22 protein-coding genes and 2 pseudogenes are annotated in these 25,093 nt (G+C 66.9%); 18 read left to right on the forward strand and 6 right to left on the reverse strand.

What is annotated here, in order from left to right:
- Positions 1-78 precede the first annotated feature (78 nt).
- The 5 genes from QM741_RS14565 to QM741_RS14585 are packed head-to-tail and all read left to right on the forward strand — an operon-like array spanning position 79 to position 4,396.
- Positions 79-1,230: an acyl-CoA dehydrogenase family protein gene (locus QM741_RS14565; protein WP_415208392.1), complete on the forward strand. Its 1,152-nt coding sequence runs from the start codon at positions 79-81 to the stop codon at positions 1,228-1,230.
- A 19-nt stretch (positions 1,231-1,249) separates the two neighbouring features.
- On the forward strand, positions 1,250-2,116 hold the full coding sequence (locus QM741_RS14570) for an SDR family oxidoreductase (protein ID WP_415208393.1): 867 nt from the start codon (positions 1,250-1,252) through the stop codon (positions 2,114-2,116).
- Positions 2,117-2,121: 5 nt separating this feature from the next.
- On the forward strand, positions 2,122-2,622 hold the full coding sequence (locus tag QM741_RS14575) for a MaoC family dehydratase (protein WP_415208394.1): 501 nt from the start codon (positions 2,122-2,124) through the stop codon (positions 2,620-2,622).
- A gap of 5 nt (positions 2,623-2,627) precedes the next feature.
- A complete protein-coding gene (locus QM741_RS14580) occupies positions 2,628-3,422 on the forward strand; it encodes an enoyl-CoA hydratase/isomerase family protein (protein WP_415208395.1) in 795 nt (264 codons plus the stop codon).
- Between the two features lie 47 nt (positions 3,423-3,469).
- The gene (locus QM741_RS14585; protein ID WP_415208396.1) at positions 3,470-4,396 is read left to right on the forward strand and encodes a hypothetical protein; all 927 of its coding nucleotides are present in this window, start codon (positions 3,470-3,472) and stop codon (positions 4,394-4,396) included.
- A gap of 65 nt (positions 4,397-4,461) precedes the next feature.
- Here the strand turns inward: QM741_RS14585 and QM741_RS14590 are convergent, their stop codons facing one another.
- Entirely contained in the window at positions 4,462-5,526 is a 1,065-nt protein-coding gene (locus QM741_RS14590; RefSeq protein ID WP_415208397.1) for an AraC family transcriptional regulator ligand-binding domain-containing protein, read from the reverse strand.
- A 178-nt stretch (positions 5,527-5,704) separates the two neighbouring features.
- Here QM741_RS14590 and QM741_RS14595 point away from each other — a divergent pair, with 178 nt between their 5' ends.
- The 3 genes from QM741_RS14595 to QM741_RS14605 are packed head-to-tail and all read left to right on the forward strand — an operon-like array spanning position 5,705 to position 9,811.
- A complete protein-coding gene (locus tag QM741_RS14595) occupies positions 5,705-8,089 on the forward strand; it encodes a TonB-dependent receptor (protein WP_415208398.1) in 2,385 nt (794 codons plus the stop codon).
- A gap of 3 nt (positions 8,090-8,092) precedes the next feature.
- Positions 8,093-8,947, forward strand: a complete 855-nt coding sequence (locus tag QM741_RS14600; protein ID WP_415208399.1) for an alpha/beta fold hydrolase — start codon at positions 8,093-8,095, stop codon at positions 8,945-8,947.
- Between the two features lie 21 nt (positions 8,948-8,968).
- Entirely contained in the window at positions 8,969-9,811 is an 843-nt protein-coding gene (locus QM741_RS14605) for a lysophospholipase (protein ID WP_415208400.1), read from the forward strand.
- Here QM741_RS14605 and QM741_RS14610 read toward each other — a convergent pair.
- Positions 9,808-11,472, reverse strand: coding sequence for an acyl-CoA dehydrogenase family protein (locus QM741_RS14610; RefSeq protein ID WP_415208401.1), 1,665 nt, complete (start codon positions 11,470-11,472; stop codon positions 9,808-9,810). The genes QM741_RS14605 and QM741_RS14610 overlap by 4 nt on opposite strands.
- A 144-nt stretch (positions 11,473-11,616) precedes the next feature.
- Between QM741_RS14610 and QM741_RS14615 the strand changes: the two genes are divergently transcribed.
- Positions 11,617-12,414, forward strand: a complete 798-nt coding sequence (locus QM741_RS14615) for an SDR family NAD(P)-dependent oxidoreductase (protein ID WP_415208402.1) — start codon at positions 11,617-11,619, stop codon at positions 12,412-12,414.
- A 36-nt stretch (positions 12,415-12,450) separates the two neighbouring features.
- On the opposite strand, the gene QM741_RS14620 is transcribed toward QM741_RS14615, so the two are convergent.
- The 3 genes from QM741_RS14620 to QM741_RS14630 all read right to left on the reverse strand — a co-directional run bounded on the left by QM741_RS14620 (position 12,451) and on the right by QM741_RS14630 (position 14,980).
- A complete protein-coding gene (locus QM741_RS14620; RefSeq protein WP_415208403.1) occupies positions 12,451-12,864 on the reverse strand; it encodes a GFA family protein in 414 nt (137 codons plus the stop codon).
- Between the two features lie 62 nt (positions 12,865-12,926).
- Entirely contained in the window at positions 12,927-13,778 is an 852-nt protein-coding gene (locus tag QM741_RS14625; protein WP_415208404.1) for an SDR family NAD(P)-dependent oxidoreductase, read from the reverse strand.
- Entirely contained in the window at positions 13,775-14,980 is a 1,206-nt protein-coding gene (locus QM741_RS14630) for an acyl-CoA dehydrogenase family protein (RefSeq protein WP_415208405.1), read from the reverse strand. The genes QM741_RS14625 and QM741_RS14630 overlap by 4 nt, the downstream gene beginning before the upstream one ends.
- A gap of 130 nt (positions 14,981-15,110) precedes the next feature.
- Here QM741_RS14630 and QM741_RS14635 point away from each other — a divergent pair, with 130 nt between their 5' ends.
- The 9 genes and pseudogenes from QM741_RS14635 to QM741_RS14675 all read left to right on the forward strand — a co-directional run bounded on the left by QM741_RS14635 (position 15,111) and on the right by QM741_RS14675 (position 24,722).
- On the forward strand, positions 15,111-15,812 hold the full coding sequence (locus tag QM741_RS14635; RefSeq protein ID WP_415208406.1) for a TetR family transcriptional regulator: 702 nt from the start codon (positions 15,111-15,113) through the stop codon (positions 15,810-15,812).
- Between the two features lie 86 nt (positions 15,813-15,898).
- Positions 15,899-17,339: pseudogene (locus QM741_RS14640) on the forward strand (biotin carboxylase N-terminal domain-containing protein); the annotation flags it as partial.
- Positions 17,340-17,344: 5 nt separating this feature from the next.
- Positions 17,345-17,842, forward strand: a complete 498-nt coding sequence (locus QM741_RS14645; RefSeq protein ID WP_415209133.1) for an acetyl-CoA carboxylase biotin carboxyl carrier protein subunit — start codon at positions 17,345-17,347, stop codon at positions 17,840-17,842.
- Positions 17,839-19,445 (forward strand): annotated as a pseudogene (locus QM741_RS14650) (acyl-CoA carboxylase subunit beta). The gene QM741_RS14645 and the pseudogene QM741_RS14650 overlap by 4 nt, the downstream one beginning before the upstream one ends.
- 22 nt (positions 19,446-19,467) lie before the next feature.
- Complete coding sequence (locus QM741_RS14655; protein WP_415208407.1) at positions 19,468-20,283, forward strand: SDR family oxidoreductase; 816 nt, start codon at positions 19,468-19,470, stop codon at positions 20,281-20,283.
- A complete protein-coding gene (locus QM741_RS14660; RefSeq protein WP_415208408.1) occupies positions 20,280-21,071 on the forward strand; it encodes an enoyl-CoA hydratase/isomerase family protein in 792 nt (263 codons plus the stop codon). Before QM741_RS14655 ends, QM741_RS14660 begins: the two co-directional genes overlap by 4 nt.
- Positions 21,072-21,126: 55 nt before the next feature.
- Positions 21,127-22,686, forward strand: coding sequence for an acyl-CoA synthetase (locus tag QM741_RS14665; protein ID WP_415208409.1), 1,560 nt, complete (start codon positions 21,127-21,129; stop codon positions 22,684-22,686).
- A 51-nt stretch (positions 22,687-22,737) separates the two neighbouring features.
- Positions 22,738-23,916 (forward strand): acetyl-CoA C-acetyltransferase, encoded by a 1,179-nt coding sequence (locus tag QM741_RS14670; RefSeq protein ID WP_415208410.1) that lies wholly within the window; start codon positions 22,738-22,740, stop codon positions 23,914-23,916.
- Positions 23,917-23,939: 23 nt separating this feature from the next.
- A complete protein-coding gene (locus QM741_RS14675) occupies positions 23,940-24,722 on the forward strand; it encodes an SDR family NAD(P)-dependent oxidoreductase (RefSeq protein ID WP_415208411.1) in 783 nt (260 codons plus the stop codon).
- A 13-nt stretch (positions 24,723-24,735) separates the two neighbouring features.
- Here the strand turns inward: QM741_RS14675 and QM741_RS14680 are convergent, their stop codons facing one another.
- Entirely contained in the window at positions 24,736-25,074 is a 339-nt protein-coding gene (locus tag QM741_RS14680) for an ArsR/SmtB family transcription factor (RefSeq protein ID WP_415208412.1), read from the reverse strand.
- Positions 25,075-25,093: the final 19 nt, after the last annotated feature.

Below are 25,093 nucleotides of genomic sequence, written 5' to 3' on the forward strand. Positions count from 1 at the left end.
TAGTGTATGATACACTAGATTCACAATTCGCCGGCCACACGCAAAAAAACCAATCGGTCGGACGGGAGGGTTCAGATCGTGGTGCTTTCCGAAACACAACTGGCGATCCAGGAAACCGCCCGGCGGTTCTGCCGCGAGCGGCTGTTGCCACACTACCAGAAGCGCGAGGCGGCGGGCGTGCTCGATCGCGACCTGCTGAAGGAAATCGGCCAACTCGGCCTGATCGGCGTCGAGCTGCCCGAGTCGGTCGGCGGCATGGGGCTCGATTCGGTGACGACCGGCATCATCGCCGAGGAAGTCGCCTACGGCGATTTCAACATCAGCCTGGTTCCGGTCGGCACGTCGCTCAACGCCGCGATCCTGCTGCGCAACGCGCAAAAAGAGGTCGTCGATGCGTGGGTGCCGCGCATGGTCAAGGGCGAGGCACTGGTCGCGATTTGCCTGACCGAACCGCGTGGCGGTTCCGATGCGGCCAATTTGCAGCTGCGCGCGCGCCGCGACGGCAGCGACTACGTCATCGACGGCGAGAAGACCTCGATCACCTTCGCCGACCGCGCCGATGCCTACATCGTGTTCGCGCGCACTGGCGCGCCCGATTCGTCGGCGAAGGGCGTGACGGCCTTCTTCATCCCGGCGAGTTTTCCCGGCATCCGGCGCACCGCGTTCGACGACGTCGGCAGCCGCATCGCCGGACGCGGCTCGGTGTTCTTCGACGGTGTGCGCGTGCCCGCGAGCCATCGCCTCGGCGACGACGGCAAGGGCTTCACGCAAGTCATGCAGGGCTTCGACTACAGCCGCGCGCTGATCGCGCTGCAATGCGTCGGCGCGGCGCAGGCCTCGCTCGACGAAGCGTGGTCGTATACAAAGGAACGCGAAGCGTTCGGCCGCCCGATCGCGCAGTTCCAGGGGGTGACGTTTCCGCTCGCCGAGGGCGAGTCGCATATCGCCGCGATCCGCCAGCTCGCGTTCCACACGCTTTCCCTGCGCGATGCGAACCTGCCGCACACGGCCGAATCGGCGATGCTGAAATGGATGGGGCCGAAGACGGCGTTCGACGTGATCCACCAATGCCTGCTCACGTTCGGCCACTACGGCTGGACCAAGGACCTGCCGCACCAGCAGCGTCTGCGCGACGTCATGGGCCTGGAAATTGGCGACGGCACCGCCGGCATCATGAAGCTCATCATTGCGCGCGAGCGCGTCGGCCGCGCCGCCGTCCAATATCTCTAGGCAACGAAGGCGTCATCCCATGCCATACCAGTCGATCTACGCTGCGGGACTTTTCAAGGATCAGGTCGTCCTCGTCACGGGCGGCGGCAGCGGCATCGGCCGTTGCACGGCGCACGAACTTGCCGCGCTCGGCGCCACCGTCGCGATCGCCGGGCGCAAGGCCGAGAAGCTCGACGCGGTGCGCGCCGAAATCGAGGAGGACGGCGGCAAGGTGTCCACGCACATCGTCGACATCCGCGAGGAGGCGCAGGTGACCGCCGCCATCGACGCCGTGCTCGCGCAGCATGGCCGCATCGATGGCCTCGTCAACAACGCGGGCGGCCAATACCGCACGGCGATGGAGACGATCTCGACCAAGGGCTTCGAGGCGGTTGTGCGCAACAACCTGACCGGAGGCTTCATCATGATGCGCGAAACCTACCTGCGCTGGATGAAGGCACACGGCGGCGCGATCGTCAACATCATCGCCGACATCTGGCACGGCTGGCCCGACTACGCGCACTCCGGCGCGGCGCGCGGCGGCATGTTCACGCTGAGCGAGACGGCTGCCTGCGAGTGGGCCGAATCCGGCGTGCGCGTGAATACTGTCGCGCCGGGCGGCATCGCTTCCAGCGGCTTCGACACCTACACGCCCGAAGCGCAGGCGAAGATCCTCGAGTATCCGCCGACCGTTCCGCTGCACCGCTACGGCACCGAGTCGGAGCTTTCCGCGGCGGTCGTGTTCCTGCTTTCGCCGGGCGCGAGCTACATCACCGGCACCTGCGTGCGCGTCGACGGCGGCACGCCGAACGCGCGCGGCACGTGGAAGCTCAAGGCGCACGATCGCAGCAAGCCGTTCCAGGGCTTCCATCGTGCGGTGACGCCGAAGCTGCTCGGCGGTCAATGAACGTCGTGGCTGCATCCGCCGGACTCCCCAACCATTTGCCGCCGCGCGAACGGTTCTTCGAGGATTTCGCCGTGGGCGAAGTCTTCGAGTTCGGCGATCGCGTGGTGGACGAAACCGAGATCGTCGAATTCGCGCGCAAGTACGATCCGCAGCCGTTCCACACCGATCCCGTCGCCGCGCTCGATTCGAGCTTCGGCGGCCTGTGCGCGAGCGGATGGCACACCGCGGCCGTGGTCATGCGGATGTTCGTCGACGAGTTCATTGCGCCCGCGTCGGCGATGGGTTCGCCCGGCGTCGACGAGCTGCGCTGGGTGCGCCCGGTGCGTCCGGGCGACCGCCTGCGCGTCAGCCTGCGCGTCCTCGAAACGCGCCGCTCGAACAGCAAGCCCGATCGCGGAATTCTGAAATTGCGCTATGACACGCTGAACCAGCATGGCGAAATCGTCATGAGCATCACGTCGCGCGCGATGCTGCGCAGCCGACATTCCACGAACCACGAGAGGTGACTTCAATGAGCGAGACGAACCCGGCCATCCGGCTGCACATCGAAGGCGGCGTCGCCACCGTGACGCTGTCGCAGCCCGAACGCGGCAATCCGATCGACGGCGCGTTCTGCAGGGAATTCCGCCAGCTCGCGCTCGATCTGTGGAATGCGCAGGGCCTGCGCGTCGTCCACCTGCGCGCGGAAGGCAAGAACTTCAGCTTCGGCGGCGACGTGAAGAAGTTCCTGACCGTCCTCGACACGTTTCCGGAGCTGGTGCGCGAATGGACGGCCGACCTGCATACCGGACTGTCGCGTTTCTGGCGCCTCGATGTTCCCGTCGTCGCCGAAGTGCAGGGCTTCGCAATGGGCGGGGCCGTCGCGCTGCTGGCGGGCGGCGACGTGGTCGTTGCCGCGCAGTCCGCGAAATTCGGTTCGGCCTTCACGCAGCTCGGCTTCAGTTGCGACACGGGCTCGTCGGTGACGCTGACCGCGCGCATGGGCCAGGCGCGCGCGCGGCGCTTCCTGCTGCTCGCCGAAATGCTCGGCGTCGAGGAGGCCAAGGCCTCCGGCCTGGTCGACGTCGTCGTCGCGGACGAGCAGCTTGCGGAAACGACGCTGGCCACGGTCAAGCGACTGGCGGCCGGCCCGACCTTGGCCTACGCGCAGATCAAGCGGCTCGTGCGCAACAGCGCGACGACGCCTCCCGAAGTGCAACTCGAGGACGAGGCGCTGACCATGGCGCGGGTCTGCGGAAGCGCCGATGCGAGAGAGGGCGTCACGGCGATGGCCGAGCGGCGCAAGCCGGTGTTCAGGGGCGCGTGAGCGCGCCGATCCACTGACTCACGCCAGCAATCCGGAGAATCGAATCCATGCCCACGATCACCCGATCCTTCGCTGACTTTCCCGCGGAACACGCGTACCGGCACAAGCTCAAGCCCGAAGGCCGCGAATCGCTGGCGCACATGCTGGTGTTCCCGGAGCAGGGCGTCACCGGGTTCATCTATCCGACGGTGCGCGCGAACGGACACGCCAAGGGCCGCGCCTCGCTATTCGGCCCGGCGCTGAAGGAACCGGTCCACGAGGAAGTCGAACAGTACGTGCCGGACACGATGGGCTTTGACGACTGGCGCACCGGCCCGCTGCACATGCAGGTGATCGAGCCGCACAAGAAGGTGCGGCTGGCGTGGAACGGGGAGCGCATCCGGTTCGACGGCCTCTACGAGGCGCTGCATCCGCCGTATGCGTTCAGTTCGCACCCGCTCGGCAATCCGCCGTACTACGGCGACGACCGCACCGAGCAGCACGGGCGCGTCAGCGCCGAGCTTGCGATCGACGGCCGGCGCCAGAAGGTGTCCGGCTATCTGATCCGCGACCACTCGTGGGGACCGCGCGTGTGGGGCCTGAACCAGCACTACAAATGGTTCCACGCGACCAGCGAGCGCTGCTCGATCCACTTCTTCGAGATGCTGTCGTTCGGCCGCTGCCAGTTGCGCGGCTTCCTGTTCCGCGACGGCGTCATGCGCCACCTCGCCGGCGTCGAGTACGACTTCGGCTACGACGACACGATGATGCAGACGTGGATCAAGGCCAAGGTCACGGATACCGACGGTCGCAGCGCAGTCGTTGACGGCAAGGCGCTGGGTACCGTGCAACTCGAGTTCGATCCGATGATCTACCTCAACGAGGCCGGCCTGGCCCTGACCATCGACGGCGAGCCGGGCACGGGCTGGTGCGAATTCTGCTGGAACCGCAACTATCTCGAATTTGCCCGCGGTTACGTGAGCCGCTACGGCTGAGACGGGATCGCGATGCGGCGCGCCTGCCCGCATCGACAGCCCTTCTCCACCGATCGGGCGGCGCTTCAGGTTTTTTTGCGCCGTGCGCTTGTCGCCGTCGCACGGCGTTTCGGCTTTCGCGCCGCGCTGCGCAGCTTGTGTTGCGTCCGCGTCGGCGTCGCGCGGAACCATCGCGCGCAGGCGCGATTGAACGACGCCTGTTCGGCGTAGCCGAGTTCCGCGGCGATGTGCGCCATCGACAGCGCGGAATCGCCCAGCAATTCGCGCGCGCGCGATCGACGCGCCTTGTCCAAGATGTCCTCGAACACGAGCTCCGATTCCTTGAGCTTTCTCTGCAGCGTGCGCTCGTGCATGCACAACCTGGGCGCAACGTCCGCCAGCCTGCAGCGCATCGTCGGCAGCAGGCGCTTGACCATGTGCTCGACCTGCTCGCCGACGTTCATCTTCTGCAGCCCCGCGCCTTCGCCGACGTAGGCGGTCGCGAGCTTGTGCAGCAGCGGATCCGCCTTGGCCAGTTTTCTCGTCAGCAGCGTCGAATACATGGCGACGCCGTTGATTTGCTGCCCGAAGAATACCGGCGCGTGGAAATAGTTTTCGTAGACGGCGATCGGCTTGGTCGGCGCGTGCCGGAACAGAACCATGACCGGCGCGAACATGCCTTGGGTGAGAATGCGCAACTCCTGATAGGTGTTGGCCACCGCGCTCTCGTCGATCTGCGTGCGTTCGCGCACACCGCCGAGCGCGAAGTCCCAGGTGAGGACGGTCTTGCCGGGATACGAGCCGGTGTCGAGACGGCACACGACCGCCGGGCAGTGGTAGTCGAGATGGCTGAGGATTTCGTGGAGCGCATCGCCGACCGTCGACGAATGCATGCCCATGATCCCCAAGGCGCCGAGATGCCGGCCGCCGTGGACCGATGCCAGACGCATGCCGAAGTCGGCGCACTTCAGTTCGCGTGCCGCGTGTTCGAGCAGGGCGATGAACGCGCGCAGCGGGTAGACGTTGGTCTCGTCGTCGAGCACGCCGCGCCGGATTCCGGCCATGCGCAGCAGAAGATCGGGGTCGCCGCCGAGCGACCTCACCAGGTCTTCGAACCCATACAGCGAAGAAGCTCTGATCGACGCGGACATGCCATCACGCCTCGCAAGGTGTGTCGTGAAATGAAAAAACTATGTCGTCGAAAGACAAATGAAAAGAGTGCCCGGTGAGCAACATACGCGGCAACGGTCCCGCGACTTCGGTGTGCTTGCCGCTCGTGGGAAGTTGTCTCGACGAGTTTACAAATACACCAAAACGGGAGGGTGCACAATGAAATCGCTTTCCAGGAAAGTGCTGTATCTGCAGTGCGCGTTGGCGTGCGCCGCTCTTGCGAGCGAGCATGTGCTTGCCGACGACGAGACCCCCGCGCCTGCGAAGAAGGAGCAGGTCATGTCGAGCATTGTCGTCACGGCGGAAAAGCGCAGCGAATCGATCAATGCCGTGCCGATGTCGATCACCGCACTCAGTGGCGACGACCTGAGCGACAGGGGCATCGAAAAGCCCGCCGATCTGACGAAGGTGGTTTCCGGGTTCCGCTATTCCGAAGGCAACAACGGCACGCCCGTGTATTCGATCCGCGGCATCGGCTTCAACGAAACCAGCCTCGGCGCTCTCGCGAACGTGCCCATTTACGTGGACGAGGTGCCGATTCCTTTCCCGATCATGACCCGCGGCGCGGCGCTCGACCTGCAGCGCGTCGAGGTGCTCAAGGGCCCGCAAGGAACGCTGTTCGGTCAGAACGCCACCGGCGGCGCGGTGAACTACATCGCAGCGAAGCCGACCGATGCGTTCGACGCGTCGGTGACGGCGGGGTTCGGCAACTTTTCGGACCGGACTGTGGAAGGCCACATCGGCGGTCCGCTGTCGCAAACCTTCGGCGCGCGTTTTTCGTTCAACGTCGACGAGAGCGGACCTTGGCAGAAGAGCCCAACGACGGGCGACGAACTGGGGCGCAAGGACGTCGCCGACGGGCGATTGCTGCTCGACTGGAAGCCGACGGAATCGCTGAAGGTTTCCTTCAACGTTTCCGGCGGTCGGGATCGTTCCGACCCCCAGGCGCTGCAGTATTCGGGCTACTACTATCAGTTCCTGCCGGCAGTCCAGTTCGGAATCCTGCCCGCCAGCGAACAGAACGTGATCACGCAAACGCCGCTGAGTTCGGATCCCCGCGTTGCCGACTGGGGGCCGAGAAGGCCGCGAAACAACAGTCATCAGAATCAGGAATCCGTGCATGTCGATTTCGACCTCAGTCAGGACACGGTACTGACCTACATCTTTTCCCATGCCAAGTTCAACCGTTCCATGTACGCCGATCCGGACGGCATGGCGATCGAGAACAGCGAAGGCGAATCGAACGGTGACATCAGTTCGACCTTCCACGAATTGAGACTGTCGGGAAATGCCTTCGGCGGCAAGGCCAAATGGATGGCGGGACTGAACTACGACGACAGCACGGTAGACCAGGTCGACCTGATCCGGCTCGGGCAGAACAGCAACAGCTATGCGTTGACGGTCGCGGCGCTTGCCGCCGGCGCGCCGCCCGAGTTCGCGTTGCCGCTGCACTTTTCGACGGCACGCAACGTCAGCGACCAGGAGTTCGAGAACAAGTCCGCGTTCGCCGCCTTCGACTGGTCGTTCACCGACAGCATCGCGGGCCACGTTTCCGCGCGGCACACGATTTCCACCGACGATTTCAGCGGATGCACCACCGACCCCGGCGACGGCATCGTCGCCGGCGCGATCAACGGCCTGTTCGGATCGAACATCCAGCCCGGTGGCTGCATCACCGGCGTCCAGGTCGGCACCGTGATGACGCCGCAGCCGAAATTCATCGCCCAGAAGCTCGACCAGAGCAACAATTCGTGGCGCGCGAGCCTCGACTGGAAACCGCGTACGGACACGCTCGTCTATGCCACGTTGAGCCGGGGCTACAAGGGCGGGAGCTTTCCCGACCTGTCGGCGTTCTCGCCGTACCAATACCAGCCGGTGGTTCAGGAGTCGCTGCTCGCGACCGAAATCGGCTTCAAGACGTTGTTGCCGGAACAAAGGCTCCAGTTCGACGGCGCCTATTTCCATTACGACTATCAGGACAAGCAGGTGCGCGGAAGCAGCGATACCGGTTTCCCCTTCGGCGTGTTGCCGTCGTTGATCAATGTTCCGAGGTCGACGGAAGACGGCGTGGAGTTCCAAGCCGAGTGGCGGCCCATCGAGGGCTGGAAGTTCGGCGTGAATGCGATCTACCTTCGTTCCCGCATCGACGACGATTTCATCTCCTATGACGATTTCGGCGCGCTGCTCAATTTCCGCGGCGAATCGCTGCCGAACACACCGAAGGTCCAGTGGAATGCCGATGCGCAATACGACTGGTCGCTGGGCCACGGGCTCAACGCCTTCGTCGGTGCCAACGTCAATCATCAGGGCAGCGCGTTCAACGGCTTCGGCGAGCACCCGCAGTTCGCCATCGATGCGTTCACGCTGCTCGACCTGCGCGCAGGCATCGAAGCTGCGGACAGCCGCTGGCGCCTGGCGTTCTGGGCGCACAATGCCACCGACAAGTACTACTGGATAAACCAGTTGCGCATCGGCGACACGATCACGAAAGTCGTGGGGATGCCGAGGACGTTCGGCGTGGCGTACACATACTGGTTCTTCTGATCCATGCTGGATGCGCAGGCCATGAACGGTTCGCGCCACGATGCGCAGACATGTCCAGCGGCGAGTCATGTCGGGGGACACGGCTCCACGTTGGTGCTGCTGCACGGACTCACCGGGAGCTGGGAGATTCGGCGCCCCGTGCTGCCTCTGCTGGAGCGGCATCACCGGGTCGTCGCCGTCACCTTGCCGGGCCATCATGGCGGCCCGGCTTTCCGCGGCCCGGGCGACGCTACGCTTGCGGCCATCGCCGACCAGTTGGCGGACATGCTGCGCGCGCAGGGCATCGACCGGGCCCACATCGTGGGCAACTCGCTGGGCGGATGGCTGTCGATCGAAGTGGCGAGGCGCGGATTCGCACGCTCGGTCGTCGCGCTTTCGCCGGCCGGCGGTTGGCGCACGCCCGGCGATTATCTTGCGGTGGCGAGACCGTTCCGCCTGGCCTATTCCACGGTCGATGGCGTTCGCTTTGCGCTGCGCCCGTTTTTCCGCTTCGAGCGAACGCGCAGGGCGCTGCTCGGGCAGATCATGGAGCACGGCGAGCGGGTTCCTGCGAGCGTCCTCGAATCGATGCTTGCGGCGATGTCCAACACGGTCGTGCTGCCCGGACTGTTGCGCACGTTCGGGCGCGACGGCCCGGTGCAGCCGCTGCGCATCGCAGGAACCCCCATTCGAATCGCGTGGGCGGAGCGGGACCGCGTGATTCCGTTCGAGCGCTACGGCCGCCCGTTCGTCGAGCGCATCGACGGAGCCGAACTCGTCAGGATGCCCGGCGTGGGGCATGTGCCAATGTACGACGATCCGGCCCTGGTGGCGGAAACGATTCTCGCCGTGACCCGACGCGTCGATGGATCACCATAACCCGACAGGAAGACGCTGCCGATGAAGAACGAAGAAAGCGAACTGGCCGGATCGGGCGGCATCCGGCTTTTCTCCCGGTCTTGGCGCGCCGACGACAGCCGCGCATCGGTCGTGATCGTGCATGGCGTGGGCGAGCACAGCGGGCGCTATGCGCACGTGGCCCGGCGATTGGTCGCCGCGGGGTGCTCGGTTCATGCGATCGACCTGCGCGGCCACGGCCGTTCGCAAGGGCGGCGGGCGGTCGTGGACCGCTTCGCGAACGCCGTGGAGGACATCGACCGCCTCGTCGAGCGTGTCCGCGCAGAAAGCCCTGGTCGCCCGCTGTACATGCTCGGGCACAGCATGGGCGGCGCCCTGTCGCTGAACTATGCGCTGGAACACGGCGACAAGCTGTCGGGGCTCGCGCTGTCCGCGCCCGCCGTGGCATTGGACGGCGCGCCCTGGATCGTGCGCCAGAGCAGCAAATTGCTCTCGCTCGTGGCTCCGAACCTCGGTGCGGTCGCCGTGAATGCGCAATGGATTTCGCGCGACCGCGATGTCGTCAGCGACTACGTCGCCGATCCGCTGAACTGGCACGGCCGTCTTCCCGTCCGCACCGTCGGCGAACTCGTCACCTCCGCCGAACGCTTGCCGAAGCGGCTGGCGAGTCTCGACCTGCCGATTTTGCTGATGCACGGGACGGACGACAGGCTTGCCGGGATTTCCGGAAGCCGGATGGTGCATGCCGGCGTTTCGTCCACCGACAAGAAGCTGCTCGAGTACAAAGGCTTGTATCACGAGATATTCAACGAACTGCCGGTCGACCGAAAGCGCGTGCTCGACGATCTGGTGGTGTGGATCGAGGCGCGGATCGCGGGAGACTAACCCGGATACGCGCGATCGATGATCGAACGCATGTCGACGCACGCCGGAAGCGTACCGAACGCGCGCCCGCCACGGTCGCCGAGACGGGTCATGCAGAATGCGTCCGCGACGAAGTTCGGCGCATGGCGGATCAGGCCGGCCGCCTGCAGCGCAAGCGCCATGCGTTCGGCGAGATAACGCGCCCGGATCTCGGGCATGTGCTCGTCGTGCACCAGCGCGCGGCATTCGTCGATCGTGGCGTCGAGCCGGGCATCCTCGCCGCGCACGCCTTCCAGTTCGGCGAAGAAGACTTCGCCGGAAAGCGGTTCCTTGCGGAACGCGCGCAGGATGTCGAGGCTGATGACGTTGCCGGGCCCTTCCCAGATGCCGTGGATGGGCGACTCGCGGTACACGCGCGGCATGACCGATTCCTCGATGTAGCCGGGGCCGCCGAGCGTCTCCAGGCTTTCGTGCACGAACGGAACCACGCGCTTGTTGATCCAGTATTTCGCCACGGCGACGGCGATCCGTGCGAACGCGCGCTCGCGCTCGTCGCTTGCCGCCGAATCGAACGCGCGCGCGATGCGCATCATCGACGTCGTCGCGGCTTCCGATTCGATCGCGAGGTCGGCGAGCACGTTGGCCATCAGCGCGTGGTCGACGAGCCGTTTCTGGAAGGCCATGCGGTGCCGGCAGTGGTGGATCGCCTGGGTCAGCGACAGACGCATCAGGCCGGCCGGGATGAGCGCGCAGCCCAGGCGCGTGTGCAGCATGAACTCCATCACCGTCGGAATGCCGCGTCCTTCCTCGCCGACGAGCCAGCCGTGCGTGCCCTCGAACTCGATTTCCGCGGATGCGTTCGACTTGTTGCCGAGTTTGTCCTTGAGGCGTTCGAGCGAAATCGGATTGCGCATGCCGTCCGGCAGCCAGCGCGGCACGAGGAAGCAGCCGGGCCCTTTTTCTGTCTGCGCGACGACGAACAGGATGTCCGCGCCGGCGGCCGAGCAGAACCATTTGTGCCCCGTCAACAGATACTCGCGCCCCGGGCCGCTCTGGCCGGCCGGCGCGGCTGTCGTGGAGTTGCGGCGGATGTCGGAGCCGCCCTGCTTTTCGGTGGAGGTGAAGGCGATCGTGATCCCCTTCTTGTCCTGGCTGGGGATGGGGCGGGGATCGTAATGCTTGGAGACCATGATCGGCTCCCACGCCTGCGACAGCTCCGGCTGCCTGCGCAGCATGGGCACGATGCCGTACGTGATGTCGACCGGGCACAGAACGCCGCATTCCAGTTGGGAGAACAGCATCTCGGCCGCGCCGCGCGCGACATGCGAGCCGCCGCGTCTGGCGCGCCACGGCAGCGCGTGCACCTCATGCTCGAAGGCCAGCCCAATGATGTCGTGCCAAGCGGGATGGAACTCGACCGTATCGACGCGCTGGCCGAACCGGTCGAAGCGACGCAACTCGGGCACGATGCGGTTGGCGAGATTCGCCTTCTCCATCCATTCCGGATCGAACACCTTGCCGCCGAGGGCGCTCAGGTTCTCGTTCGCCCAGGCGCCGCCCTCGCGTGCGACGGCCTCCTTGAGCGCCGTGTCGCTCTCGTAGGCGTTGACGTGATCGAGCGGCGGCGGCTGGTTCTCCACCGCATGCGTGCGCAATTGCGATCGTGGTTGAAGATACGACATGGTCCGCCTCCCTCGCCATGCCGCGGTGCGCGCGCCGGCGAATTCATCGGGTGGAATCTTTCGTGAATTTCGTACACAAGCGTACCATACGCAAATACAATATAAATATTAGTTATAGATTCTGACTCGAGCGAAACGGACTCCATGAACAACCTCAAGCCGGCAACGCCGCTGTCGTTTGCCGAAAGCGGCGCGCTGATCGCGGGCGGCACGTCCGGCGTCGGACTGGCCACGGCCCGCCAACTCGCCGCGGCCGGCGTCGAACGCATCGCCCTCGTCGCGCGCAACGCCGAACGCGGCGAGCGCGCCCGCCGGGCGATCCTCGCGATGGCGCCCGCCGCGAGCGTGCATTTCGTCGCCGCGGACGCGAACGACGCCGATCAGGCGCGCGCCGCCTGCGACAGAGTGCGGGAATTGATCGGCAGCATCGACATCTTGGTCAACGCCACCACGGCCGGCTTCGTGCCGGAACTGTTCCACAAGATGCCGGTCGCGGACATTCCCGCCATCCTCGATCAACTGGTCGTGGCTCCGTTGCGGATGTGCCGTCTCGTTTTGCCGGGCATGCGCGAGCGCGGCGCAGGGGTCATTCTCAACGTCGCCTCGGACGCCGCCAAGTCGGCCACGCCGGGCGAGACCGTCATCGGCGCCGGCATGGCCGCGATCGTCATGTTCTCGAAAGCGCTTGCCATCGAAGCGAAGCGCGACGGCATCCGCGTGAACGCGCTGACGCCTTCGCTGATCGCGGGAACGATGCTCACCACGACGATCACGAAAGAGGGCTTCAGCGCCAGGCTGTTCGAGAAGGCGGCCAGCCTTGCCCACCTCGGCGTGCCCGATGCCGACGACATCGCCGCGATGATCGTGTTCCTCGCCGGCCCGCAGGGCGCGCGCATCACCGGCCAAGCCATCAGCATCAACGGCGGCATTTCGGCGGCGTGATGCGGCGATGCGGAAGACGGCGCCGCGCGCCGCGCGCTACAGCGGCGGATTGCCCGGCAGGCGCTCCAGTCCGTCGTCGAGCTTGAGCCAGGGGACCATCGAATCGCACCAGATATGGCCGCTCGGCTGCACCGCGCCCGGCTGGTCGAGCGAACCGATCTTGATCAGCACGACGTCCGGCAGTTCGTCGATCTGCGTCCACAGCGGATTGCCGCAGTCCGGGCAGAAATGGCGTGCGACGCTGAGGCCCGCCGATCCCTTGACCGTGTAGCCGCGCGTCTCGCCCTGCACCGTCAGCGCCGCCTTCGGAAAGAAGACCACCGTCGAGAACGCGCTGCCGGAAGCGTACTGGCAGTCGCGGCAGTGGCAGATCTTGGCGTCGAGCGGCGCTGCGCTGCTGGTGTAGCGGACGGCGCCGCAGCGGCAGCCGCCGGTGATTTCGCATGTCATGGTGTCTCTCTCCCGTTGTTGTGTAGTGCCGAAATGGTACGCCCGATCGGGGCGCGCGGATTTCAATCGTCGCGCCGGAAATGGTCCGGCCGCCCGGCCGTCCAGAGTTCGCCCCACAACCGGCCGCCGCCGTCTATCGTCAGCACTTCGCCGGTCACGAAGCTGCCGCTCGGCGCGGTCAGGTAGACGCAACCCTGCGCGATCTCCATCGGCATGCCGGGCCGCTTCAGCGGATTGGCGAGCGGAAACTCCTCGCGCGCTTCCGGCGGATAGACGTCCAGCCCTTCGGTCGCCGTGAGCCCGGGCGCCACGCAATTGACGCGGATGCCGAGCGGCGCCCATTCGACCGCAACCGTGCGCATGGCGCCGATCACGCCGGCACGCGCAGCCACGGAATGCGCGATGCCTGGAATGCCGCGCTCGGTGACGACGACGACGTTGACGATCGATCCCGGTCCGCCGCGCTCGCGCCAGTGCCGGGCGGCGCGCTGCATCACGAACCAACTCGCGTTGAGGTTGTTGGCGATGACCGCATTCCAGCCGTTCGGCGAATAGTCGATCGCGGGTTGTGCGAATTGCCCGCCGGCACTGCTGATGACGCCATCAAGCCGGCCGCATTGCGTTTCGATCTGCGCGAACAACCGATCGACCTGCGCGTGCTCGCGCACGTCGGCGACGATCGTGCGCACGTCGGCGCCCCGAGCCTGCGCGAACGCGGCGACCCGTTCCAATTTGGCGGACGTGCGTCCGCAAATGATGACACGCGCGCCGAGCCGCGCGCACAGCAGGGCGACCGCGCGGCCGATGCCGCCGCCGCCGCCGGTCACGAGCAGGGTCTGGCGCGCGAACAGATCGGGCCGATACACCGTCGGCGCGTCCCACAAGGCCGCAAGTTCGGCATCCGCATCGCTCACTCGGCGGCTTCCTTGAGCAATTCGCCGGCGATGATGAGCTTGCGGATTTCGGTGGTGCCGGCGCCGATTTCCAACAGCTTGGTCGAGCGGAACAGACGGTTGATCTCCGACTCCCAGATGTAGCCGTTGCCGCCGTGGATCTGCACGGCATCGTCCAGCACCTGGTTGAGCGTGTCGGCGGCGTGCATGACGCTGGCGGCGGTGAGCTTGTGGATTTCGCCGCGCCCGCCCTGGCTTTCGTCCATGCCGTTGCAGGCGCGCAGCGTCTGGTAGGTGAACAGCCGCATCGATTCCACGCGCACGTACATCTGCGCGATCCTCGATTGCACCATCTGGAAATCGGCGATCGGCTTGCCGAACTGCCGGCGCTGTTTGGCGTAGTCGATCGACAACTGCAAGGCGCGCTCGGCGATGCCCAGGCACAGCGGCGCGATCATCGCGCGTTCTAGATCGAGGCCGGACATGACGATCCTGACGCCGCCGTTCTCCTCGCCGATCCGGTTCTCGACCGGCACACGGCACCCGTCGAACACGAGTTCCGCCGTCTGCGAACCGCGGAAGCCCATCTTGACGAGCTTCTGCGCGACCTTGAAGCCGGGGAAATCCTTTTCGACGATGAACGCGGAAATGCCGTGCGGGCCGCGCGCCTTGTCGGTCTTCGCGTACACCAGCAGCACGTCGGCGACGGGGCCGTTGGTGATGAAGATCTTGCTGCCGTCGAGGACGTAATGGTCGCCCTCGCGGCGCGCCGTGGTGCGCATCGAACCCAGTGCGTCGGAGCCTGCGCCCGGCTCGGTCAGACCCAACGCGCCGATCAGCCTGCCCTGGTTCATGCCCGGCAGGTATTTGCGTTTCTGCGCCTCGTTGCCGTTGCGCAGGATGTTGTTCATGCACAGGTTCTCGTGCGCGACCCAAGCCAGCGCGAGCGCGTGGTTCCAGCGCGCGAACGCCTGCAGCACGAGCCCCGCGCTGAAGATGTCCAGCCCGCTGCCGCCGTGGATTTCCGGCGCGGTGATGCCGAAATAACCGGTCTCGCCGAGCTTCGGGAAGCTCTCCGCCGGCCACCATTCCTCGTCGTCCATGCGTTGGGCGAGCGGATACAGTTCCTTCTTCGCGAAGCCGTCCGCGTTGTCGAGGATCTCCTGTTCCGCGTCGGACAGGCCGCTGAATGCCTGCGCGAAACTTGCGTGGCCGGTGCTCATCGTTTTTCCCTTCCGCATCGTTTTTTTTTGCCGGAGCCGTCATCGGCTTGACGTAGTGAGTCCGACTCACCAATACTAGCAGGCAGCCGCCCCGATGCAAGCATCGCCAACCGTCCGCATGAAAAAGTCCGTGCCCAGCCGTCCCGTCCGTGCCGCCGCTCCGCGCCTGAGCCGCGAGCGGCGCGTGAGCGAAATCCTCGCGGTGGCGCGCGAGGAGTTCAGCGCGAAAGGCTACGACGAGACCACCGTTGCCGGCATCGCCGCCCGACTCGGCGTGGTCGAAGGCACGGTGTTCAAGTATTTCGCCACCAAGCGCGAGCTGCTGCTCAAGGTGATCGAGCACTGGTACGACGAAATCATCGGCGGCATCGCGCGCGATCTGTCCGGCGTCGCGGATCCGCGTGCGCGCCTGCGCATCGTCATCCGCGACCACCTGCGCGTGTTCCGCGACTATCCGCTGCTGTGCCGGCTGATGTTCCGCGAGATCCGCAGCGAAGAGGACTATCGCAGTTCGGCGCTGCACGAGAAGAACCGCCGCTACACGCGCCTGCTGACCGGGATCGTCGCCGAGGGCGCGGCCGCCGGCGCGTTCCGCGCCGGCACCTCGCCGACGCTGACGCGCGACCTCGTATTCGGCGCGATGGAGCACCTGACCTGGAACTACGTCAACGGACGCGGGCGCCTCGACATCGAACGCATCGCGGACACGCTGACCGCGATGGTCTGCGACGGCATCGCCGTGCCGGCGCCGGCCGCCGCGAAGAAGTCCGCTGCGAAGAACACTGCGAAGAAAACGACCGCGCGAAAAACCGCGACGGGAGCGCGCGCATGAGCCACCTGCCGGATACCCGAAACTGGCCGTTCCGCGCGGTACTCATCGCCAACCGCGGCGAAATTGCCGTGCGCGTGCTGCGCACGGTGCAGGCACTCGGCATCGAGGGCATCCTCGTCTTTCACGCGGCCGATCGCGGCACGGCGGCGGTGAAGATGGCGGATCGCGCGATCGAAATAACCGGCAGCACGCCGGTCGCCGCTTATCTGGATGGCGAGCAAATCCTGCGCGCGGCGCGTGATGCCGGCGCCGGCGCGATCCACCCGGGCTACGGTTTTCTTTCTGAAAACGCCGGCTTCGCGCGCGCGGTGGCCGCGGCGGGCTTCGTCTTCATCGGCCCGACGCCGGAACAGATCGAACTGATGGGCGACAAGGTGCGCGCGCGCAACTTCGTGCAGCGCGGCGGCTTTCCGGTCGCGCCGAGCGCGATCGAGGACGACGATCCGGCGAGCTTCAACGAGCGCGCGCGCAAGGTCGGCGCGCCGCTGCTGATCAAGCCGTCCGCGGGCGGCGGCGGCAAGGGCATGCGCATCGTGCGCGACCTCGCGCAGCTCGACGCCGAGATCGAGCGCGCGCGCTCGGAAGGCCGGCGCTACTTCGGCGATGGTCGCCTCTACGTCGAGCGCTACATCGAGAATCCGCGCCACATCGAAGTGCAGGTGCTCGGCGACGCGCACGGCAACGTCGTCCACGTCTTCGAGCGCGAATGCTCGGTGCAGCGCCGCTTCCAGAAGATCATCGAGGAAACGCCATCGCCGGCTCTGGACGCCGCGCTGCGGCGGAAGATTCTGCGAGACCGCCGCCGGCATCGCGCGCGCAGCCGGCTATCGCAACGCGGGCACGGTCGAGTTCATTTTTGGCCAGGATGGCGAGTTCCAAGGCGCCGGTCCCGGCGCCGCCGAATTTTATTTCCTGGAAATGAACACGCGGCTCCAGGTCGAGCATCCCGTGACGGAGGAAATCACCGGCAAGGACCTCGTGCTCGAACAACTGCGCATCGCCGCCGGCGAATCGTTGGGCTATTCGCAGGAAGACATAATTTCGCGCGGCCACGCCATCGAACTGCGCATCTATGCCGAAGACCCCGGCCGCGGTTACGCGCCGACCACGGGGCCGCTGCTGCGCCTCGCGCCGCCGCGCGGCGAGGGACTGCGCTGGGACAGCGGCGTGCTCGAAGGCGGCGAAGTCACCACCGCATTCGACCCGATGATCGCCAAGCTGATCGTGCGCGGCGACGACCGCGCGCAGGCGATCGCGCGCGCCGAAGACGCGCTGCGCGACACGCTGCTGCTCGGCTGCAAGACCAACATCGCGTTCCTGCGCCGCCTGATCCGCCATCCGATGTTCGTCGCCGGCGACGTGCACACCGGCTTTCTCGATGCCCATCCGCAGATCGCCGCCGATCCGCCGCTGGCCGGGACGACGTTGACCGCACTGCTCGCCGCGGCGAGCCTCGCCACGCGCGAGATGCGCGAGGTCGCCGATGTCGTGCCCGACCTGCACGCCGCGCTCGGCGGCTGGAGGAATTGACGATGCACCACGCTTTCAGGATCGGCGACGAGGAATACGCGGTCGAGCTGTCGCGCTCGGCGACCGGCTACCGCCTGCATCGCGACGAACGCAGCGATGCGCTGCGCGTGCAAGGCGAACTTCCGGGCCGCGCCACGCTGATTATCGACGGCCGCGAATTCGACCTGGTGGTCGCGGTCGCGGGCGACGACGTCCACGTCCATCTCGACGGCGAAACCTTTCAATTGCGCCACCGGCATCCGCTCGAGCGGCTCGCGATGCAAGGGCAGGGCAGTGCCGACGACACGATCCGCGCGCCGATGCCGGGCAGCATCGTCCTCGTCGCCGTCGCCGTCGGCGATGCGGTCGCGCGCGGCCAGACCTTGCTGGTGATGGAGAGCATGAAGATGGAAACGACCCTCATCGCGCCGCGCGACGGCGTCGTGCAGGCGGTGCATTTCGCGCAGGGCCGCAGCTTCGAGCGCGACGCCGTGCTGCTCAGTCTGGAGCCGCAGGCATGATGCGCATCCAATCGAAACTCGATACCGCGTCCGCCGAATTCCAGGCCAACGCCGCGCACAACCGCAGCGTGGTCGAGGCCCTGCGCGCGCGCCAGGACGACGCGCGCCACGCGCGCCCGCAACGCGACGTGGAGCGCCTGCGCGCGCAGGGCAAACTCTTGGTGCGCGAGCGCATCGACCTGCTGCTCGATCCGGGCACGCCGTTCCTCGAACTCTCCACGCTCGCCGCATGCGAAGCCTACGACGGCGCGGTGCCCGGCGCCGGCTGCGTCACCGGCATCGGCATCGTGTCGGGGCGCGAAGTGCTGATCAACGCCGGCGATTCCAGCGTCAAGGGCGGTGCCTGGTATCCGCTGACGATCAAGAAGACCGTGCGTGCGCTCGAAGTGGCGATCGAGAACCGCCTGCCGGTCGTGCATCTGTGCGATTCCGCCGGCGGTTTTTTGCCGCTGCAGGCCGAGTTCTTTCCGGACAAGTACGCGGCCGGCCGCATCTTCCGCAACCAGTGCCAGTTGTCCAAGCTCGGCGTGCAGCAGGTCGCCGTCGTGCTCGGCCACTGCACGGCGGGCGGCGCCTACGTGCCGGCGCTGTCCGACTACAGCGTGATCGTGCGCGGCACCGGCGCGATCTTCCTCGCCGGCCCGCCGCTGGTGAAGGCGGCGACCGGCGAGGAAGTGAGCGTCGACGAGCTCGGCGGCGCGGACATGCACACGAAGGTGTCCGGCGTCGCCGACTATCCGGCATCGAGCGAAGAGGAAGCGATCGCGATCGCGCGCGACGTCGTCGCCCAGTTCTCGCAGGCCGGCAAGACGCGCGTCGACTGGCAAACGCCGGAGGCGCCGCACTACGACCCGGCCGAGCTGCACGGCGTGCTGCCGCGCGACATCAAGCAGGGCTTCGACATGCGCGAAGTCATCGCGCGCATCGTCGATGGCTCGCGTCTGCACGAATACCAACCGGCCTACGGCACCTCGCTGGTGTGCGGCTACGCGCACCTGTGGGGCTACAAGATCGGCGTCCTCGCCAACAACGGCGTGCTGTTCAACGACAGCGCGCTCAAGGGCGCGCATTTCATCGAACTGTGCAACCGCAACAAGGTGCCGCTGCTGTTCCTGCAGAACATCACCGGCTTCATGGTCGGCCGCGAATACGAGCGCCGCGGCATCACCAAGGACGGCGCAAAGATGATCATGGCGATGGCCTGCGCCGACGTGCCGAAGTTCACGGTCATGTGCCACGGCTCCTACGGCGCCGGCAACTACGGCATGAGCGGCCGCGCGTTCGATTCGCGCTTCCTGTTCTCGTGGCCGAACAGCCAGATCGCGGTGATGGGCGCCGAGCAGGCGGCGAACACGCTGGCGGACGTGAAGATCCGCCAGCTCGCGCGGCAGAACAAGACGCTGTCGGCCGAGGAGATCGCCGCGATCCGCGAGCCGGTTCTGAACGAATACCGGCCAAATCCAGCGCGTACTGGTCCACCTCCGAAATCTGGGACGACGGCATCCTCGACCCTGCCGATACGCGCAACGCGCTGGGCATCGCGTTGTCCGCGAGCCTGCACGCGCCCATTGCCGACGCGCGCTACGGCGTGTTCCGCATGTAAAACCGCTACGGATTCCATCACGATGACGATTCCCGAAACCCTCACGCAGAACCAGCCCGACCGCAGCGCCGCCGCCGACTATCGCGGCAAGCGGGTGGTGATTTCCGGCGGCTCGTCCGGCATCGGCCTGGGCATCGCGCAGCATCTGGCCGCGCTCGGCGCGCAGGTGGCGATCCTCGGCCGCACGCAGGACAAGCTCGACGCCGCGACCGCTTCGATCATCGCAGCGGGCGGCCACGCCGCGGGTTTTTCCGTCGATGTGCGCGATGCGGCGAAAGTCGCCGAGACGCTCGCCGCCTGCCGCGAGCAGCACGGCGAGATCGACGCGCTGATCGCCGCCGCCGCCGGCAACTTCTTCGTGCCGGCGGCGAAGATGTCGGCCAATGCGTTCAAAACCGTGATCGACATCGATCTGGTCGGCACCTTCAACGTCTTCTCGGCGGCGCTGCCGCTGCTGCGCAAGCCCGGCGCTTCGCTGATCGCCATCACCGCACCGCAGGCGCAGCGCGCGATGCCGCTGCAGGCGCACGCCTGCGCCGCCAAGGCTGGTATCGACATGCTGGTCAAGTGCCTCGCGCTCGAATGGGGCGCGCTCGGCGTGCGCGTCAACGCGGTATCGCCCGGCCCCATCGCCGACACCGAAGGCTTGAGCAAGCTGTCCGCCTCGCCCGAGATCGAAACCTTCGTGCGCGAGGCGACCGCGCTCAAGCGTTTCGGCAAGGCCGAGGACATCGCGCAGGCGGTCGCCTTTCTTTGCAGCGCACAGGCCGGCTACGTCACCGGCTCCATCCTCGATTGCGACGGCGGCATGCGCCTCGGAAATTTTCATTCGCCATGAACGACACCTCCGTATTGCTCACCCGGGAACACGACGACGGCCGCATCGTCGTGTTGACGCTCAACCGTCCCGCCGCGCTCAACGCGATCGACGATGCGCTCGCTCAGGCGCTCGAAGCGGAAGCGCAGCGGCTCGCGCACGACGGGCGCGTCGAGGCCGTCGTGCTGACCGGTGCAGGTCGCGCGTTCTCGTCGGGCGGCGACATCGGTTCGTTCAAGTCGGCGCTGGCCGGCGGCGGCTTCGGCGAGTTGCCGGCGCTGCTCGACCGCCTCGCGACGCGCGTCCACGGCGCGATCGAAACGCTTTCCGGCATCGGCTCCGTGCTGATCACCGCAGTCAACGGCTCGGCCACCGGCGGCGGCCTCGGCCTCGCCTGCGCGGGCGACGTTGCCTATGCGCAACCCGGCACCACGCTGCGGCCCGGCTTCGCGCGGCTCGGACTGTCGCCGGACAGCGGCACGACGTACCAACTCGCGCGCCTGATCGGCTATCGCCGCGCGCTCGAATTCCTGCTGCGCGGCGAGCCGCTCGCGGCGCCGGAAGCGCTGAAGCTCGGCCTGTTCAACGAAATCATCGATGCCGACGGCGAAGCCTTCGTCGCGCAAGCGGTCGAGCGCGCGCGCAAGCTGATCGCCAGCGGGCGCGCCGCGCGCGAAACGCGCCGCCTGCTGCGCCACAGCCCGCAGGCTTCGCTGCACGAACAGCTCGAACTCGAAAAGGCGTCGCTGATCGCGCTGGCGCAGGACGAGCGCGCCGGCGCGCTGCTGAAACAGGCGCTCGGACTCTAGAAAAACCGCAGGCAGCGCGGCACACCGCGGGCCTCATCACGAGGGAGGGCGATCCATGCAATTCACGCAAGGCCTGCACCGCGCGGTGCAGCAGAAGCCGAACGCGGTCGCCACCGTCTGCGGCACGCGCGTGCGCACGTTCCGCGAGTTGCGCGAGCGCGTCGCGAAATTCGCCGGCGCGCTGGAATCGCTCGGCGTGCGGCGCGGCGACACGGTCGCGATGTACGCGCTCAATTCCGACCGTTATCTCGAGTATTTCCTCGCGACCGCATGGATCGGCGCGCTCGCCAACCCGGTCAATTTCCGCTGGGGCGTCGGCGAGATCGTCTACTCGCTAAAGGATTCGGCCAGCACCGTGCTGATCTGCGATGCCCAGTTCGCACCGCAGTCCGCGACGATCGCGGCGCAGACGCCGGGCCTGCGCCATCGCCTGTTCTTCGGCGACGGCACGTGCCCGGACGACCAGATCGACCTCGAAGCGCTGATCGAGCGCAGCGCGCCGGTCGCCGACGCGGGCATCGGCGGCGACGAGTTGTTCGGCGTGTTCTACACCGGCGGCACCACCGGCGCGCCGAAGGGCGTGCTGTTGTCGCATTTGAACATTTGTTCGTCCGGCCTCGCCGTGATTGCCGAGGGCCTGTTCGCCGAAGACGCGATCGGTCTGCATGCGGCGCCGATGTTCCATCTCGGCGATATGGCGCAGACCATCAGCCTGCTGCTGCGCGGCGGCACGCACGTCATGCTGCCCGCCTACCGGCCCGAGGCGGCGCTGGACGCGATACGCCAATGGCGCGTCACCGATCTCCTGCTGGTGCCGGCGATGATCCAGTCGCTCGTGGACAGTCCCGCGATCCGCGATGCCGACACTTCCAGCGTGCGGCGGCTGCTGTACGGCGCATCGCCCGCGTCCGAGGCCCTGATCGAGCGCGCCGCGGCGGCGTTGCCCGGCGCCGCGTTCACGCAGGCCTACGGTATGACCGAGATGTCGGCCATCATCACGGTGCTGCCGGCGCAGATGCACTCTGCCGCCGAACGCGCACGCGGACGGCTGCGCTCGGCGGGCCGGGCGGCGTATCACACGCAGGTGAGGATCGTCGGCGCCGACGACGCCGAACTGCCGCGCGGCCGGGTCGGCGAAATCGCCTTGCGCGGCCCGAACATGATGCGCGGCTACCTCGGCAAGCCCGAAGCGACCGCTGCGGCGCTGCGCGGCGGCTGGATGCACAGCGGCGACATGGGTTACATGGACGATGAGGGCTACCTGTTCATCGTCGACCGGCTCAAGGACATGATCATCAGCGGCGGCGAGAACGTGTACTCGGCCGAAGTCGAGAACGCGATTGCCAGCCACCCGGCCGTCGCCGCCTGCGCGGTGTTCGGCATTCCCAGCGCCGAATGGGGCGAGAGCGTGCACGCGGCGCTCGTGCTCAAGCCGGGCGCCGGACCGCCGACGCAAGAAGAAATCTATGCGCATTGCCACGCGCTCATCGCCGGTTACAAGTGCCCTCGCAGCATCGAACTGCGCGAATCGCTGCCGATGTCCGGCGTCGGCAAGGTATTGAAGTCGGAGTTGCGCAAACCGCACTGGCAAGAACGCACGCGCGCGGTCAACTGACGCGACGGCATCCGACGATACGAAACCACTGGAAACCTGAGGAGCACATCCATGTCCGAAGCCTACATCGTCGCCGCTACCCGCACCGCCGGGGGCCGCAAGGGCGGCCGCCTTTCCGGCTGGCATCCCGCCGACCTGCTCGGCAAGGTCATCGACGGCGTCGTCGAGCGCGCCGGCATCGATCCGGCCGCCGTCGACGACGTGATCGCCGGCTGCGTGAGCCAGATCGGCGAGCAGGCGATGAACTTCGCGCGCAACGGCGTGCTTTCCTCGAAGCTGCCGGAATCGGTGCCGGGCACGACCGTCGATCGCCAGTGCGGTTCCTCGCAGCAGGCGCTGCACTTCGCCGCGCAGGCCGTCATGTCCGGCGCGATGGACGTCGTGGTCGCCTGCGGCGCCGAAAGCATGAGCCGCGTGCCGATGTTCTCGACGCTCTCGCTAGCGCGCAAGGCCGGCATGGGCGACAACGTCGGCGCGGCGATGCGGCGGCGTTATCCCGGCATCGAGTTCAGCCAGTTCACCGGTGCCGAGATGATGGCGAAAAAATACGGACTGTCGAAGGAGCAGCTCGACCGCTACGCCTTCGACACCACGCAGAAGGCGATCGCGGCGACCCGCGCCGGCGCGTTCGGGGACGAGATCCTGCCGGTCGAAGTGCGCGGTGTGGACGGCGCAGCGAGCGGCGAACTGCACACCGTCGATGAGGGTATCCGCTTCGACGCGACGCTCGAAGGCATCGCGGCGGTGAAGTTGATCGCCGAGAACGGCCGCGTCACCGCGGCGACGGCGAGCCAGATCTGCGACGGCGCCTCGGCGCTGCTGATCGTCGGCGAGAAAGCGTTGAAGACGCACGGCCTCGCGCCGCTCGCTCGCATCCACCAGATGACGGTGATCGGCCACGACCCGGTCATCATGCTCGAAGCGCCGATCCCGGCGACGCAGCGCGCGCTGGCGAAGGCCGGCCTGTCGATCGACGACATCGGCCTGTTCGAGGTGAACGAGGCGTTCGCGCCGGTGCCGCTGGCGTGGCTGGCGGCGACCGGCGCGGACCCGGCGCGGCTCAACGTCAACGGCGGCGCGATCGCGCTCGGCCATCCGCTCGGCGGCTCCGGCACCAAACTGATGACGACGCTGGTGCACGCGCTCAGGCAGCGCAACCGGCGTTACGGCTTGCAGACGATGTGCGAAGGCGGCGGGCTCGCCAACGTCACGATCGTCGAACGACTCTGACCATCCATCCCGGGAGAAACGCAATGAAACTCGATTCGTCCATCGCCGCGGTCGTCACCGGCGGCGCATCCGGCCTCGGCGAAGCCGCCGCGCGCACGCTCGCCGCGGCCGGCGTGAAAGTCGGCCTGTTCGATCTCAACGCGGAACGCGGCGAGGCGCTCGCGCGCGAACTCGGCGGCGCGTTCTGCAAGGTCGACGTCACCTCCGAGAGCGAGGTCGACGCGGCCTTCGCGAAATCGCGCGCCGCGATCGGCCAGGAGCGCATCCTGGTCAACTGCGCGGGCACCAACAACGCCTTCAAGACGGCCTCGCGCGACAGGCAGAGCGGCGAAGTCAAGCATTTCCCGCTCGCCGCATTCGACAAGGTGATCCAGATCAACCTCGTCGGCACGTTCCGCTGCATCGCCAAGTCGGCGGCGGGCATGCTGACCCTGCCGCCTCTCGACGACGGCGAACGCGGCGTCGTCGTCAACACCGGCTCGATCGCGGCCGAGGACGGGCAGACGGGGCAGGCCGCCTACGCGGCCTCGAAGGGCGGCATCGTCAGCCTGACCTTGACCTGCGCGCGCGATCTTTGCGGCGAAGGCATCCGCGTCAACACGATCCTGCCCGGAATCTTTTCGACGCCGCTGATGAATGCCGCGCCGGAAAACGTGAAGTCGGCGCTCGCGGCGAGCGTACCGTTCCCGAAGCGCTTCGGCCATCCGCCGGAATTCGCCTCCCTGGTCGCCGAGATGTGCCGCAACGGCTATTTCAACGGCGAAGTCGTGCGCCTCGACGGCGCCATCCGCATGGCGCCGCGCTGAGGTGCAGGGCTTTTCAGTCTTTGCAGAACAGCGCGAACATCGTCGCCATGAGCTTGCGCACGCGCGCATCGGCGATGCGGTAACGGATCGACTGCGCGTCGCGCCGCCCGGCGACGACGCCTTCGCGGCGCAGCAGCGACAGGTGCTGCGAGACGACGCTCTGGGCGAGGCCGAGCGCCTGCGCGAGTTCGCCGACCGAGCGTTCGCCGTCGACGAGCTGGCACAGCAGCAGCAGACGGTTGCGGCTCGCCAGGCCCTTGAGCACGGCGACCACTTCGTCCGCGTGGCGCTGCATCGCCGCGGCTGCGGTGTCGATGGCGGGTTTTTTCCTGGTCGTCTTGGCGGTTTTCATCGGCGTGCCGAGGATATCG

Origin of the sequence: Rudaea sp. (assembly GCF_047601565.1) — a bacterium.
In the GTDB taxonomy this organism is placed as follows: domain Bacteria; phylum Pseudomonadota; class Gammaproteobacteria; order Xanthomonadales; family Rhodanobacteraceae; genus Rudaea.